This is a genomic window from Stutzerimonas sp. 21-1 (assembly GCF_056336065.1).
In genome coordinates this window covers 3,110,108-3,123,287 of record NZ_CM150500.1, presented here as the reverse complement: position 1 = coordinate 3,123,287, position 13,180 = coordinate 3,110,108, and the positions used below count along the sequence as shown (strand labels likewise).

At 66.0% G+C, this 13,180-nt stretch carries 13 protein-coding genes; 3 read left to right on the top strand and 10 right to left on the bottom strand.

Annotated features, from left to right (window positions below):
* Positions 1–5: 5 nt before the first annotated feature.
* From purH to AC0ZJQ_RS15120, 10 genes are all read right to left on the bottom strand, one after another.
* The gene (purH, locus tag AC0ZJQ_RS15165) at positions 6–1,610 is read right to left on the bottom strand and encodes a bifunctional phosphoribosylaminoimidazolecarboxamide formyltransferase/IMP cyclohydrolase (RefSeq protein WP_167134658.1); all 1,605 of its coding nucleotides are present in this window, start codon (positions 1,608–1,610) and stop codon (positions 6–8) included.
* 71 nt (positions 1,611–1,681) lie between these two features.
* Positions 1,682–2,002, bottom strand: a complete 321-nt coding sequence (gene fis / locus AC0ZJQ_RS15160; protein ID WP_003288821.1) for a DNA-binding transcriptional regulator Fis — start codon at positions 2,000–2,002, stop codon at positions 1,682–1,684.
* Complete coding sequence (gene dusB / locus AC0ZJQ_RS15155; protein WP_167134661.1) at positions 1,999–3,012, bottom strand: tRNA dihydrouridine synthase DusB; 1,014 nt, start codon at positions 3,010–3,012, stop codon at positions 1,999–2,001. Before dusB ends, fis begins: the two co-directional genes overlap by 4 nt.
* 177 nt (positions 3,013–3,189) lie before the next feature.
* A complete protein-coding gene (locus tag AC0ZJQ_RS15150) occupies positions 3,190–4,422 on the bottom strand; it encodes a DUF3426 domain-containing protein (RefSeq protein WP_008568899.1) in 1,233 nt (410 codons plus the stop codon).
* A gap of 68 nt (positions 4,423–4,490) precedes the next feature.
* Positions 4,491–5,369, bottom strand: a complete 879-nt coding sequence (prmA, locus tag AC0ZJQ_RS15145) for a 50S ribosomal protein L11 methyltransferase (RefSeq protein ID WP_155552967.1) — start codon at positions 5,367–5,369, stop codon at positions 4,491–4,493.
* Positions 5,370–5,539: 170 nt separating this feature from the next.
* Positions 5,540–6,889, bottom strand: coding sequence for an acetyl-CoA carboxylase biotin carboxylase subunit (gene accC, locus AC0ZJQ_RS15140; protein ID WP_008568897.1), 1,350 nt, complete (start codon positions 6,887–6,889; stop codon positions 5,540–5,542).
* A 17-nt stretch (positions 6,890–6,906) separates the two neighbouring features.
* Complete coding sequence (accB, locus tag AC0ZJQ_RS15135) at positions 6,907–7,365, bottom strand: acetyl-CoA carboxylase biotin carboxyl carrier protein (RefSeq protein ID WP_167134663.1); 459 nt, start codon at positions 7,363–7,365, stop codon at positions 6,907–6,909.
* Between the two features lie 75 nt (positions 7,366–7,440).
* Positions 7,441–7,884: a type II 3-dehydroquinate dehydratase gene (aroQ, locus tag AC0ZJQ_RS15130; protein ID WP_008568894.1), complete on the bottom strand. Its 444-nt coding sequence runs from the start codon at positions 7,882–7,884 to the stop codon at positions 7,441–7,443.
* A 151-nt stretch (positions 7,885–8,035) separates the two neighbouring features.
* Positions 8,036–9,817: a protein-disulfide reductase DsbD gene (locus tag AC0ZJQ_RS15125; protein WP_476476872.1), complete on the bottom strand. Its 1,782-nt coding sequence runs from the start codon at positions 9,815–9,817 to the stop codon at positions 8,036–8,038.
* A gap of 46 nt (positions 9,818–9,863) precedes the next feature.
* Entirely contained in the window at positions 9,864–10,202 is a 339-nt protein-coding gene (locus AC0ZJQ_RS15120) for a Rieske (2Fe-2S) protein (protein WP_314017429.1), read from the bottom strand.
* A 119-nt stretch (positions 10,203–10,321) separates the two neighbouring features.
* Here AC0ZJQ_RS15120 and AC0ZJQ_RS15115 point away from each other — a divergent pair, with 119 nt between their 5' ends.
* From AC0ZJQ_RS15115 to AC0ZJQ_RS15105, 3 genes are read left to right on the top strand one after another with little or no spacing between them, the layout of a single operon-like run.
* Positions 10,322–11,359 carry a FecCD family ABC transporter permease gene (locus tag AC0ZJQ_RS15115; protein WP_314017428.1) on the top strand — a complete coding sequence of 346 codons (1,038 nt, stop codon included), beginning with the start codon at positions 10,322–10,324 and terminating at the stop codon, positions 11,357–11,359.
* Positions 11,359–12,126 (top strand): heme ABC transporter ATP-binding protein, encoded by a 768-nt coding sequence (locus AC0ZJQ_RS15110; protein ID WP_314017426.1) that lies wholly within the window; start codon positions 11,359–11,361, stop codon positions 12,124–12,126. The genes AC0ZJQ_RS15115 and AC0ZJQ_RS15110 overlap by 1 nt, the downstream gene beginning before the upstream one ends.
* 10 nt (positions 12,127–12,136) lie before the next feature.
* The gene (locus AC0ZJQ_RS15105; protein ID WP_314017425.1) at positions 12,137–13,018 is read left to right on the top strand and encodes a ChaN family lipoprotein; all 882 of its coding nucleotides are present in this window, start codon (positions 12,137–12,139) and stop codon (positions 13,016–13,018) included.
* Positions 13,019–13,180 lie beyond the last annotated feature (162 nt).

Sequence of the window (13,180 nt, the reverse complement as noted above, 5' to 3'; positions counted from 1 at the left end):
ACGGATCAATGGCGGAAGTGGCGCATGCCAGTGAAGACCATCGCGATACCGGCTTCGTCGGCCGCGGCGATGACCTCTTCGTCGCGCATCGAGCCGCCGGGCTGGATGACGGCGCTGATGCCGGCCTTGGCGGCGTTGTCGATGCCGTCGCGGAACGGGAAGAACGCATCGGAGGCCATGACCGCGCCCTGCACCTGCAGGCCCGCATGCTCGGCCTTGATCGCGGCGATGCGTGCGGAGTTGACGCGGCTCATCTGGCCGGCGCCGACGCCGACGGTCTGGCGGTTCTTGGCGTAGACGATGGCGTTGGACTTGACGAACTTGGCCACCTTCCAGGCGAACACCAGGTCGTGGATTTCCTGCTCGGTGGGTGCGCGCTTGGTGACCACTTTCAGGTCATCGGCGGTAATCATGCCGATGTCGCGGCTCTGGATCAGCAGGCCGCCATTGACGCGCTTGTAGTCCCAGCCCGGGGTGCGCTCAGCTGGCCACTGGCCGCATTCGAGCAGGCGGATGTTGGCCTTGGCAGCCACTACTTCACGGGCGGCAGCAGAGATGCTCGGGGCGATGATCACCTCGACGAACTGGCGCTCGACGATGGCGCGAGCGGTCTCACCGTCCAGCTCGCGGTTGAAGGCGATGATGCCGCCGAACGCCGATTCGCTGTCAGTGGCGTAGGCCAGATCGTAGGCCTTGCGGATGCCGCCCTCGTCTTCCGGTACCACGGCGACGCCGCACGGATTGGCATGCTTGACGATCACGCAGGCCGGCTTGACGAAGCTCTTCACGCATTCCAGCGCGGCATCGGTGTCGGCCACGTTGTTGAACGACAGTTCCTTGCCCTGCAGCTGGGTGGCGGTGGCCACGCAGGCTTCGTCCGGCTTCTCGACGTAGAAGGCGGCCTGCTGATGCGGGTTCTCGCCGTAGCGCATGTCCTGCGCCTTGATGAACTGCATGCTGTAGGTGCGCGGGAACAGGCTGCGGTTTTCGGTGCTGAGCTGTTCGCTGCTCTGGTCGATGCCGCCGAGGTAGTTGGCGATCATGCCGTCATAAGCGGCGGTGTGCTCGAAGGCCTTGAGCGCCAGGTCGAAGCGCTGGGCATAGGTCAGGCCGCCGTTCTTCAGGTTGTCGATCACCGCGGCGTAGTCGTCGGCGTTGACCACGATGGCGACGTCCTTATGGTTCTTCGCCGCGCTGCGGACCATCGTCGGGCCGCCGATGTCGATGTTCTCGATGGCATCCAGCAGCGTGCAGCCCGGCTTGGCCACGGTGGCGGCGAATGGGTAGAGATTGACCGCCACCAGGTCGATCGGCGCGATGCCGTGCTCGGCCATCACCGCGCCGTCGAGGTCGCGCCGGCCGAGGATGCCGCCGTGGATCTTCGGATGCAGGGTCTTCACCCGACCGTCCATCATTTCCGGGAAGCCGGTGTAGTCGGCGACTTCCATGGCATTGATGCCGTTTTCGCGCAGCAGCTTGAACGTGCCGCCGGTGGAGAGGATCTCGACACCGAGGGCGGCGAGTTCACGGGCGAAGTCGACGACGCCGGTCTTGTCGGACACGCTGATCAGCGCGCGGCGGACGGGAAGGCGGGTGGTCTGGTCGGTCATCTCGGATTCCATCAGGACAGAATTGAAAGAAAACGGGCGCCGGCGCGGCGCCCTTCATCCAGCGAATCGGGTTACAGCAGGTCGTACTGCTTGAGTTTCTTGCGCAGGGTGCCGCGGTTCAGGCCCAGCAGCTCGGAGGCCTTGGTCTGGTTGCCCTTGACGTAGTTCATCACGGTTTCCAGCAGCGGAGCCTCGACTTCCGAGAGCACCAGGTTGTAGACGTCCGTGACGTCGGCACCCTCGAGGCGGGCAAAATAGTTGTGCAGCGCCTTCTCCACGCTGCCGCGAAGGGTATGTCCCGCTTCGCTCGGCGTGTTGAGGTGCTGCTTCAGGTTCACGTTGTCGCTCACGGATACGGTTCCAGTTAGCAAGGTTTCGTTCAACAGCGTCATGCGGCCACCCCCTGTCCATCCCCCGAATCGGGCCTTGATCGTTGCTCGGCGAAGAACGCCCGAACGCTGGCAGCCTGTGCCGCCCTGTCTTCCAGGTGATTGAACCGGGCGCGAAATTCCCGGGCGCCCGGCAGTGTTTGCAGATACCAACCGACGTGCTTGCGGGCGATGCGTGCGCCCATGACGTCGCCGTAGAAGGCGTGCAGAGCGTCCAGATGCTGCAACACGGTGGCTTCGATGACGGCGGGCGATGGCTGGGCCAGCAGCTCTCCGGTGTCGAGGTAATGCGCGATCTCGCGGAAGATCCACGGCCGGCCCTGCGCGGCCCGGCCGATCAGCAGAGCATCGGCGCCGGTCGCCTGCAGCACCTGGCGCGCCTTGCGCGGCGAGTCGATGTCGCCATTGGCGAAAACCGGAATGGTCACCTGCTGCTTGATCGTCGCGATGGTGTCGTACTCGGCCTCGCCGGTATAGAGATCGGCGCGCGTGCGGCCATGCACGGCCAGCGCGGCGATTCCACTCTGTTCGGCGATCCGCGCGATCGTCGAACCGTTGCGGTTCTGGCGGTCCCAGCCGGTGCGGATCTTCAGGGTCACGGGGACGTCGACGGCGGCGACCACGGCGTCGAGGATCTGCCCGACCAGCCTTTCGTCGCGCATCAGCGCGGAACCGGCGGCTTTGTTGCAGACCTTCTTGGCCGGACAGCCCATGTTGATATCGATGATCTGTGCGCCCAGTTCGACGTTGCGACGTGCGGCTTCGGCAAGCATCTGCGGATCGCCGCCAGCGATCTGCACCGAGCGTGGTTCCGGTTCATCGGCATGCGGCATGCGCAGGCGCGACTTGCGGCTGTTCCACAGGCGCACGTCGCTGGTGAGCATTTCCGAGACCACCATGCCCGCGCCGAAGTGTCGGCAGAGCTGGCGGAACGGCTGATCGGTCACGCCGGCCATGGGCGCGAGAATCAGGCGATTCGATAAGGTGTAAGGGCCGATGCGTACCGCTGACATGAAGATTCCCTGCCTGGAGCCTGCTTGTTAGGTCGATCGGGACTGCAAAAAAGGGTGGGCATAATACCCGCTCCGGATGACGGGTTAAAGGTCGTTTTGAACAAATTCTGAACAGTCGCCGGCTTATCGCCAATGGTTAGAAGCCGGCGCGGGCCGCGAAATACGCTGCCCGTAGTGCTATTCCGGAGAGCGGAAGTTCAGGCTGTAGTTCACCGCTTTCGAGCCCGGGTCGAGGATATCCAATGCGATATGGATAGGGACCTGCGGGGGCATTTCCGCCTGTCCGGCGAGCTCGCCCGACAGGTATTCGCTGGGCTTGAAGCTGCGGCTGGCGATCAGTTTGCCGGTGAGATCGGCGAAGCGAATTTCCAGCAGCGGAAACGGTTGGGCGAAGGGCGCGCGGTTGTAAATGATCGCGTCCACCACCAGTGCGCCACGGAAGTCCGGATGGCTGCGCACCACCAGGTTGCTGCTGCGAATCTGGCTGACGTCGACCTTACTCGGCAGGGTGCAACCCAGCGTCGGACAGAGGCGCTCGAACCAGGGGCGATAGCGGTCCTGGCGCGCCAGTTCGTCGAAGTTGTACGCCACGTACTGGCCGGCGAGGCCGAGCAGGGCGAGAAGGTTCAGTGTGCCCCACGCCAGCCGGCGGCCCCAGCGCTTGCGCGGTTGCTGCCAGGCGAGCTGCAGCGGCTCGTCGTCGAGTTCGAACAGCGGGGCGTTTGCCAGCTCCGGCTCGTGGCGCTGACTGGCAGTGTGGTTGGCGGCCGATAGTTCCGGTGCTGGTGCGGCCGGTGCCTCGTCCGCGCTGCCGATGTCGGGCTCCACGCGTGCGGGCGTCTCGTCGTCGTGGCTTGTTGCGATCCACTCGCTGGCAGTTGCCGCCTGGCTGGGCAGCGAGGGCGCAGCCGAGGCGGGGCTGAGTGGGAGCGATGGCGTGGCTTCGGTCGGCGCGACCGATGTCGGTGCCTCGGTGGGGACGGGTGAGTCACCCTCGGGCGTCGCGCGCGGTGTATCCGGTACGGTCGTCTCATCCGGCTCGGCGCGCGGCGGAGCGACGTCTGCCGGCGGCGTACCCGCGGACTGGCTGAAGCGCTGGGCAAGCTCGCGCTCCTGCGCTTCCAGCTTGGCCAGCTCCTCGTCGAGGTCGAGGCTGTCGAGATCCAGGTCGTCGTGGATCCAGCGGCTCTCGTCTACGCTCGGCGCCGGAGGCGGCGCAGGCGGCTGAGCCGCGGGGCTGGTGATGGCGGTTGGTGGCGTCGGATGCTCCTCGGCCAGCAGCTGACGCGCGGCATTGAACACTTCAAGGCAGGCCCCGCAACGCACCGCGCCACGCGCCGCGCCGAGTTGGCTGTGACTGACACGAAAGCTGGTGCGGCAGTGGGGACATTGAGTGATGAAGCTGCTCATGCGGGGTTCCGGCGAAAATTGCTCGCAAGTCTAGTTCATGCCCGTCGCGTGGCGACAGCGGGCGCTGTTCAGCGGCGGGTTCCGCTGATGCGCACCCAGCCGTCCTTGTCGGCGGTCGGGTCGAGATCGAAGGCGCCTTCGTAGGCGCGGCGAACCTCTTCGGCCTGCTCGGCAAGAATGCCGGACAGCGCCAGTCGGCCGCCGGGCTTGACCAGCGTGCTGATCTGCGGTGCCAGTTGCACCAGCGGACCGGCCAGGATGTTGGCGACCACCACGTCGACCGCCTGCGTTGGCAGATGCTCGGGAAGGTAGACCGGGAAAGCATCGGCCGGCAGGCCGTTGCGTCCGGCATTGTCGCGCGAGGCTTCCAGCGCCTGCGGGTCGATGTCGGTGCCCAGTGCCGATTCGGCGCCGAGCAGCAGGGCGGCGATGCCGAGAATGCCCGAACCGCAGCCGAAGTCGAGCACGCGGCAGCCGGCCAGCTCCTGACCGTCCAGCCACTCCAGGCACAGCGCGGTGGTCGGGTGGGTGCCGGTGCCGAAGGCCAGTCCCGGGTCGAGCAGCAGATTGACTGCGTCCGGTTCCGGGGCCTCGTGCCAGCTCGGCACAATCCACAGGCGGCGGCCGAAGCGCATTGGCTGGAAGTTGTCCATCCAGCTGCGTTCCCAGTCCTGATCTTCAATGTGCTCGATGTGGTGCTCGGGCAGCTCGCCACCGCGCAGCAGGCGCAGGTGGGCAAGTACCGCGTCCGCATCGGTATCGGCCTCGAACAGCGCGAGCAGGTGGGTGTGGCTCCACAGCGGCGTGGTGCCGAGGTCCGGTTCGAAGATCGGCTGGTCCTCGCCATCCATGAACGTCACCGAGACGGCGCCCAGCTCGAGCAGCTGGTCCTCCAGCTCTGCGGCCTGATCGGGGGTGATGGCAAGGCGGATCTGCAACCAGGACATGGGGGCCTCTTGGGAAACGGGTGGGGCAAGGCGCGCAAGCTTACTGGAGGGCGTGGGTTGCGGCCAGTGCAGGCATCAGGCGGAGAATCGCGGTGCGGGCTTGTCCACCCTGTGCCACAAACGACAGGGGCCGCCCGAAGGCAGCCCCTGTGTCAGCGCCGAGCCGTGGCTCAGTGCTTGTCCATACCCAGTTTCTTTTCCAGGTAATGGATGTTGACGCCGCCCTTGCAGAAGCCTGCGTCGCGCACCAGGTCGCGGTGCAGCGGGGCGTTGGTCTTGATGCCGTCGACGATCAGCTCGTCCAGGGCATTGCGCATACGACCCATGGCCTCGTCGCGGTTGGCGCCGAAGGTGATCAGCTTGCCGATCAGCGAATCGTAGTGCGGCGGTACCGCATAACCGTCGTACAGGTGCGAATCGACGCGCACGCCGTTGCCGCCCGGGGCATGGAAGTGCTTCACCTTGCCCGGGCTGGGCATGAAGGTGCGCGGGTCTTCAGCGTTGATGCGGCACTCCACGGCGTGGCCGCGAATGACTACATCTTCCTGTTTGATCGACAGCTTCTGGCCGCCGCCGATCAGCAGCATCTCCTTGACGATATCGATGCCAGTGACCATCTCGGTGACCGGGTGTTCGACCTGCACGCGGGTGTTCATCTCGATGAAGTAGAAGTTGCCGTCTTCATAAAGGAACTCGAACGTGCCGGCGCCGCGGTAGCCGATGTCGATGCAGGCCTTGACGCAGCGAGCCTGGACCTTGCGGCGGGCTTCTTCATCGATCAGCGGGGCAGGGGCTTCCTCGATCACTTTCTGGTGGCGGCGCTGCAGCGAGCAGTCGCGGTCACCCAGGTGGATGGCATTGCCCTGGCCGTCGGCGAGTACCTGGATTTCCACGTGGCGCGGGTTGGTCAGGAATTTCTCGAGGTAGACCATCGAGTTGCCGAAGGCTGCACCGGCTTCGTTGCGGGTCAGCTTGGCCGAGGCGATCAGGTCCTCTTCCTTGTGCACCACGCGCATGCCGCGACCACCACCGCCGCCGGCGGCCTTGATGATCACCGGGTAGCCGACTTCACGGGCGATCTTCAGCGCCAGCTGTTCGTCTTCCGGCAGCGGGCCATCGGAGCCCGGTACGGTCGGCACGCCGGCTTTCTTCATGGCGTGCTTGGCCGACACCTTGTCACCCATCAGGCGGATTACGTCGGCGGTCGGGCCGATGAAGGTGAAGCCGGATTTCTCTACCTGTTCGGCGAAGTCGGCGTTCTCGGCGAGGAAGCCATAGCCGGGGTGAATGCCGTCGGCACCGGTTACCTCGGCGGCGGCGATGATCGCCGGAATGCTCAGGTAGGACTGGGCGGAGGAGGCCGGGCCGATGCACACCGACTCATCGGCGAGCGACACGTGCATCAGGTCGCGGTCGGCGGTCGAATGTACCGCCACGGTCTTGATGCCCAGTTCCTTGCAGGCACGCAGCACCCGCAGGGCGATTTCGCCGCGGTTGGCGATCAGTACTTTTTCCAACATCGCAGGCTCTCCGCGGTTCAAACGATGGTGAACAGCGGCTGGTCGTATTCGACCGGCTGACCATTCTCCACCAGGATGGATTCGATGGTGCCGCCGATTTCGGCCTCGATGTGGTTCATCATCTTCATGGCTTCGACGATGCAGAGGATGTCGCCTTTCTTGACAGTCTGACCGACTTCGACGAACGCCTTGGATTCCGGCGAGGACGCACGGTAGAAGGTGCCGACCATCGGCGAACGGACCACGTTGCCGTTCAGCTTCGGCGCGGCCGGAGCGGCGTCTGCAGCCGGAGCGGCAGCGGCGGCAGGGGCCGGCGCCGGAGCAGCAGGGGCGTGCGCGTAGATCGGTTGCTGCATCGCGACTTGCTTGCTGTGGCGGCTGATGCGTACGGACTCTTCACCCTCGTGAATCTCGAGCTCGTCGATACCGGACTCTTCCAGCAGTTCGATCAGTTTCTTGACTTTGCGAATATCCATGAAGCATTGACTCCCAGGTAAGTTCAAAGGGCATTGCTGCGCGCGTCTTCGAGGTCCGGCATGTGCACAGGCCTGTCAGGAAGCGGCGAGTTGTTCCAGGGCGGCCTCCAATGCCAGTCGGTAGCCGCTGGCGCCAAGGCCGCAGATCACTCCTACCGCTACGTCGGAGAAATAGGAGTGATGGCGGAAAGGTTCACGCTTGTGCACGTTGGACAGGTGCACTTCGATGAATGGGATGCTCACGGCCAGCAACGCGTCACGTAATGCGACGCTGGTGTGGGTGAAGGCAGCCGGATTGATCAGGATGAAGTCGACGCCTTCGTCGCGCGCGGCGTGAATGCGCTCGATCAACTCGTATTCGGCGTTCGATTGCAGATGCAGGAGGTGATGGCCGCCATCGCGCGCGCGCTGTTCCAGATCCTGATTGATCTGCGCCAGCGTCACGGCGCCGTACACGCCGGGTTCACGGGTGCCGAGCAGGTTGAGGTTGGGGCCGTGGAGCACGAGCAGCGTGGCCATTGGCGGTCCTTGTTGTTCTGGGCAAAACGGCCGCGCGCGATGCGCCGGCCGGAAAGGGGAAAAACTATGCCCGAAGCAAGGGCTGACTGTCCAGTCATGCAGCGATCGCCGGAAATGCCCGCATTATGACTGGAGATTGCCGCAACAGACCCTAGAGCGAACGTTCGGCGCGATCCAGTCGCTCGCCGAATTCCCGGGCGTCCAGTTCGCCTACGACGCGGGCATCCTTCAGCTCGTTGCCGGCGCGATCGAAGAACAGGATCGCCGGCGGGCCGAACAGCTGGTAGCGGTCGAGCAGGGCGCGCTGCTCAGCGTTGCTGTCGGTGATGTCGAAACGGATCAGCCGATAGCCAGCCAGACGCGGCGCCACCTCGGGATGGGCGAAGACCTCGCGTTCGAAGACCTTGCAGCTGACGCACCAGTCGGCGTACCAGTCCAGCATCAGCGGCTGGCCAGCGGCGCGTGCGGCGGCCAGTTGTGCATCGAGTTCGGCAGTGGTGGAGAGCGTCTGCCAGCCTTCGCCGGTCGCGTTGTCCAGCCGTACCGCGCTGGACTGGGGCAGCGGCCGCAGCGGATCGGAGTTGCCTTGCAGCGCGCCGACCCAGGCCGCCAGCGCGTACACCAGCAGGGCCAATCCCAGCAGCTGCGCGAGCTTCTGCCGCGCGGTCTTCTGGGTGAACTCCAGCGTGCCGAGAAACAGTGCCGAACCGGCGGCGAGCAGCCCCCACAGCGCCAGCGCCAGCGGGCCGGGCAGCACGCGTTCGAGCATCCATACCGCGACCGCCAGCAGCAGAACGCCGAAAGTGTTGCGCACGCCGACCATCCACGGCCCGCTTCTGGGCAGCAGCGCGCCGCCGCCGGTGGCGAACAGCACCAGCGGCGCGCCCATGCCCAGGCCCAGGGCGAACAGCTTCAGGCCGCCGCCGAGGGCATCGCCGCTGGCGCTGATGTAGAGCAGGGCGCCGGCCAGTGGTGCGGAAACACAGGGCGATACCAGCAGGCTGGAAATCGACCCGAGCAACGCCGCACCGGTGAAGGAGCCGCCGCGGGCGTTGCCGGCGACGCGATCGAGACGTGCGGACAGCGCTTGCGGCAGACGCAGTTCGAACAGGCCGAACATGGCCAGCGCGAAGGCGACGAAGAACAGCGCGAAGGGCACCAGGATCCACGGCGACTGCAGGCGCGCTTGCAGATTCAGTTCGGCACCGAATACACCCATCAGGGCGCCGAGCAGAGCGAAGCCGCCTGCCATCGGCAGAACATAGGCCAGCGACAGCAGGAAGCTGCGCATGCCGCCCGTCTGACCGCGCAGCACCACCCCGCTGAGGATCGGCAGCATCGGCAGCACGCAGGGGGTAAACGTCAGGCCCAGACCGGCGAGGAAGAACAGCCCGATCGCCCGCCAGGAAAGCTCGCGCTTTGCCTCTGGGGCATTCGGTGCGGCGGTGGGTGCGGCGCCGGAATCGCCGATCGCCAGATTTTCGGTTTCGGGCGGGTAGCACAGGCCCTTGTCGGCGCAGCCCTGGTAGCTCACCTGCAGCGTGAAGGGGCGCCGCTCGGGATTGTCGACCGGCACGTCGATATCCAGTACGCCGTAGTAGACCTCCACCTCGCCGAAGTAGTCGTCGATCTTCTGCTCGCCGGCCGGCAGTTGCGCTTCGCCGATGGTGACGCCCGGCTCCTGGGTCTTGAAGGCGAAGCGGTGGCGATAGAGGTAGTAACCCTCGGCGGCGACGAAACGCAGCTTCACCCGTGTCGGGGAACTGTCTACCAGGCTCAGGCGAAAGGCCTCGCTCACCGGCAGGAAGTCCGCGCTGTTGTTGAGCGGGGCGCCGAGCGGGGCGCCGAGTGTGGGGCTCGGCTTGCTGTCGAACAGACCGGCGCTGGCGGGCAGCACGACGAGGAACAGCAGCAGGGTCAGCAGACGACGCATGGCGATCTCACAGAAAACGTTGACGCATGATAACCAAGCCGGGCGTTCACGACTCGCGTTGTATTGTCTCGTCGTGCAACCAGATCACACCGTCACGTTCACTGCCGATCAGCGGCCGTAGCCCTTGGCCGGCGCAGGGGCCGGCGACGCATTCGCCTGACTCGATCAGAAACAGCGCGCCGTGGGTCGCGCATTGCAGCAGGCTGCCGCTGCTGTCGAGGAACTGGTCAGGCAGCCATTCCAGTGCGATTCCGCGGTGCGGGCAGCGATTTTCGTACAGGTAGGGCACGCCATCACGACGCACGGCCACCACGCGGACCAGCGGCAGTGCAAAACCGCGGCTCTGGCCTTCGATCAGTTCGTTCGACGCGCATAGACGGATCATCGGGGCTCCTCGCTCGGCCGGCGATTATTGCGCATTGGCGGGCGGCGGCACAGCGGGGCTGGCGGCGGCGGCAGCGCTCTCTATATGCTTGCCCGTTCATTCTCTGGCGGACCAACCGGATGGGGCCTGTCCTTCGCGCACGCACGCTGTTCCTGTCGCTCGGTCTGTTGCTGCCGCTGGTGCTGTGGCTGTCGCTGGCACTAGGACCGGTATCGCTGCCGCTGGGCGACACGCTGCGTGTGATTCCCGGTCTGCTCGGCCTGGTACCGGACGATCCGCAACTCGCTCAGGCTGCGTTGATCGTCGGCCAGCTCCGGCTGCCACGCGCCTTGCTGGGGCTGGCGGTGGGCGCCGTGCTGGCGCTTTCCGGAGTGGCCATGCAGGGGCTGTTTCGCAATCCGCTGGCCGATCCGGGATTGATCGGCGTGTCCAGCGGGGCGGCGCTGGGGGCGGCGTTCGCAATTGTCGGCGGCGCGTTGCTCGGCGGACTGCCGGTGGCGCTCGAGCCGTACCTGTTGTCCTTGTGCGCGTTCGGCGGAGGACTGGGCGTTACCGCGCTGGTCTATCGGCTGGCGCACCGCAGCGGCCAGGCGGAGGTCTCGACCATGCTGCTTGCCGGCATCGCGCTGACCGCGCTGGCTGGCGCGATGATCGGGCTGTTCACCTACCTGGCCGACGATGCCACGCTGCGCATGCTGACCTTCTGGAACCTCGGCAGCCTCGGCAGCGCAAGCTACGGCCGGCTGTGGCCGCTGCTGCTGGTCACCGGCATCGTCGCGTTATGGCTGCCAACCCGTGCCAACGCGCTGAATGCGCTGCTGCTGGGCGAATCCGAGGCGCGGCATCTGGGTTTCGAGGTCGAGCGGCTCAAGCGTGAGCTGGTGCTCTGTACCGCGCTGGGCGTCGGCGCCGCTGTGGCCGCTGCCGGGATGATCGGCTTCATCGGGCTGGTGGTGCCGCATCTGGTGCGGCTGCTGGCCGGTCCGGACCATCGTGTGGTACTGCCGGCGTCGGCCCTGGCCGGCGCGAGTCTGCTGTTGCTGGCCGATCTCGTCGCACGGCTGGCATTGCAGCCGGCCGAATTGCCGATCGGCATCGTCACGGCGCTGCTCGGCGCACCGTTCTTTCTTTATCTGCTGCTGCGAAGGCGTGCCTGATGCTGACTGCGACCAGAGTTGCGGTGCGGCGCGGCGCGCGGCTGGCCGTGCAGGGTATCGATCTGCAGCTGCACGCCGGAGAGCTGTTCGGGGTGCTCGGCCCCAACGGCGCCGGCAAGAGCAGCCTGCTCGGGGCGCTGAGCGGTGAGCTGCCAACCGCTGCCGGGGTGGTGTCGCTGCATGGTCGCGCCTTGGTCGACTGGCCGGCGCGCGAGCGGGCACGTCATCTCGCGGTGTTGCCACAGAGCTCGACGCTGAACTTCGCCTTCCGGGTGGACGAGGTGGTGGCGCTTGGGCGTTTGCCGCACGACAGCGGGCGCGAGGCGGATGCGCGCATTGTCACCGAAGCGCTGGAGGCGGCCGATGCCGCACATTTGCGCGCGCGCAACTATCTGGAGTTGTCCGGCGGTGAGCGTCAGCGCGTGCATCTGGCACGAGTGCTGGCGCAGCTCTGGCCGGGAGGCGAGGGGCAGGTGCTATTGCTCGACGAGCCGACCTCCATGCTCGATCCGGCGCACCAGCACAGGGTCCTGCAGGTGTTGCGGGAGGTTGCGGGCCGCGGCGCGGCCGTGCTGGTGATCCTGCATGATCTGAACCTGGCCGCGCGCTATTGCGATCGCCTGCTGCTGCTTGCCGAAGGCTGCAACCGCGCGAGCGGCACGCCGCATGAGGTTCTGCGGGCCGACCTGCTGCGCAGCGTGTTCGACCTGGAGGTGCTGGTGCAGCGTCACCCCGAGCGCGATCATCCACTCATCATTGCCCGTTGAGGAGCTCGTCTTGCGTATTTTCTTCTTGCCGTTGCTGCTGTTGTTGTCGGCTTGCCAGACGCTGCCGCCGCTGCCCGAATGGCAGAGTTCGGGGGGGCGCGATCACGTAGACCTTGGGGCGATCGTCGATCTGCGCAGTGGCGAGCGGCTGAGCGCCGCGCAGCTAGTCCGGCGGCTGGCGAAGGCGGATTACGTGCTCGTCGGCGAGCGTCACGACAATCCCGATCATCATGCGCTGCAGCTCTGGCTGCTGCAGGCGCTGGCCGAACAGCGCAGTCAGGGCAGCCTGCTACTGGAGATGCTGACGCCGGAGCAGCAGCCCGCGGTGGCTCGGGCGCAAACGCAGCTGCGTCGCGGCGAGCCGGTGGAGGATCTGCCGGCCAGCTTGGCCTGGTCGCCGGGGTGGCCGTGGCAGCTCTATGGTCCGCTGGTCAGCCATGCGCTGGCGCAGCCTTTCCCGCTGATGCCGGCGAACCTGGCGCGCGCCGAGATCGGCCAGATCTACCGTGAGGTGCCGCGCCTGCCCGATGGCGAGTCCACGCGCGCCGAAGTTGCTGACGCGTTGCGCGCGCAGATCGTCGAGTCTCACTGCGGCATGCTGCCGGACAGCCAGGTGCCGGCCATGCTGGCGGTGCAGCAGCAGCGCGACCGGCGCATGGCCGCACGCCTGTTGGCGGCGCCGAAGCCGACGCTGTTGATCGCCGGGGGCTTTCACGCGCGTCGCGATCTCGGTGCGCCCTTGCACCTGCTTGATCTGGGCGCCGCGGGCAACGCTCAGGTACTGATACTCGCTGAGGTCGGGGAGCGCGTTGCGGCGCAGCAGGCGGATTTCGTCTGGTACACGCCGGCGCAGCCGGCCAGGGATTACTGCGAAGAGATGCGCAAGCGCTGAGCAGCTGGGGCATTTTTGCCGGACAAAAAAAGACCCGACAGAGTCGGGTCTAAAAACCGTGATTAGCCTGATGAGGAGATAACCTGAAAGTCCGACTGCCTGGGCCTTCAGTTACCGGCTGATCTCGCGACCAGTTGAGATAATAGTAACAATTCTCATTAG

Coding starts and splice junctions, on each gene's coding strand:
- AC0ZJQ_RS15120 (WP_314017429.1), bottom strand. CDS start 10,202: ATGATCCGTCTATGCGCGTCGAACGAACTGATCGAAGGCCAGAGCCGC.
- dusB (WP_167134661.1), bottom strand. CDS start 3,012: ATGTCAGCGGTACGCATCGGCCCTTACACCTTATCGAATCGCCTGATT.
- prmA (WP_155552967.1), bottom strand. CDS start 5,369: ATGTCCTGGTTGCAGATCCGCCTTGCCATCACCCCCGATCAGGCCGCA.
- accB (WP_167134663.1), bottom strand. CDS start 7,365: ATGGATATTCGCAAAGTCAAGAAACTGATCGAACTGCTGGAAGAGTCC.
- purH (WP_167134658.1), bottom strand. CDS start 1,610: ATGACCGACCAGACCACCCGCCTTCCCGTCCGCCGCGCGCTGATCAGC.
- AC0ZJQ_RS15125 (WP_476476872.1), bottom strand. CDS start 9,817: ATGCGTCGTCTGCTGACCCTGCTGCTGTTCCTCGTCGTGCTGCCCGCC.
- AC0ZJQ_RS15110 (WP_314017426.1), top strand. CDS start 11,359: ATGCTGACTGCGACCAGAGTTGCGGTGCGGCGCGGCGCGCGGCTGGCC.
- fis (WP_003288821.1), bottom strand. CDS start 2,002: ATGACGCTGTTGAACGAAACCTTGCTAACTGGAACCGTATCCGTGAGC.
- AC0ZJQ_RS15150 (WP_008568899.1), bottom strand. CDS start 4,422: ATGAGCAGCTTCATCACTCAATGTCCCCACTGCCGCACCAGCTTTCGT.
- AC0ZJQ_RS15115 (WP_314017428.1), top strand. CDS start 10,322: ATGGGGCCTGTCCTTCGCGCACGCACGCTGTTCCTGTCGCTCGGTCTG.
- aroQ (WP_008568894.1), bottom strand. CDS start 7,884: ATGGCCACGCTGCTCGTGCTCCACGGCCCCAACCTCAACCTGCTCGGC.
- accC (WP_008568897.1), bottom strand. CDS start 6,889: ATGTTGGAAAAAGTACTGATCGCCAACCGCGGCGAAATCGCCCTGCGG.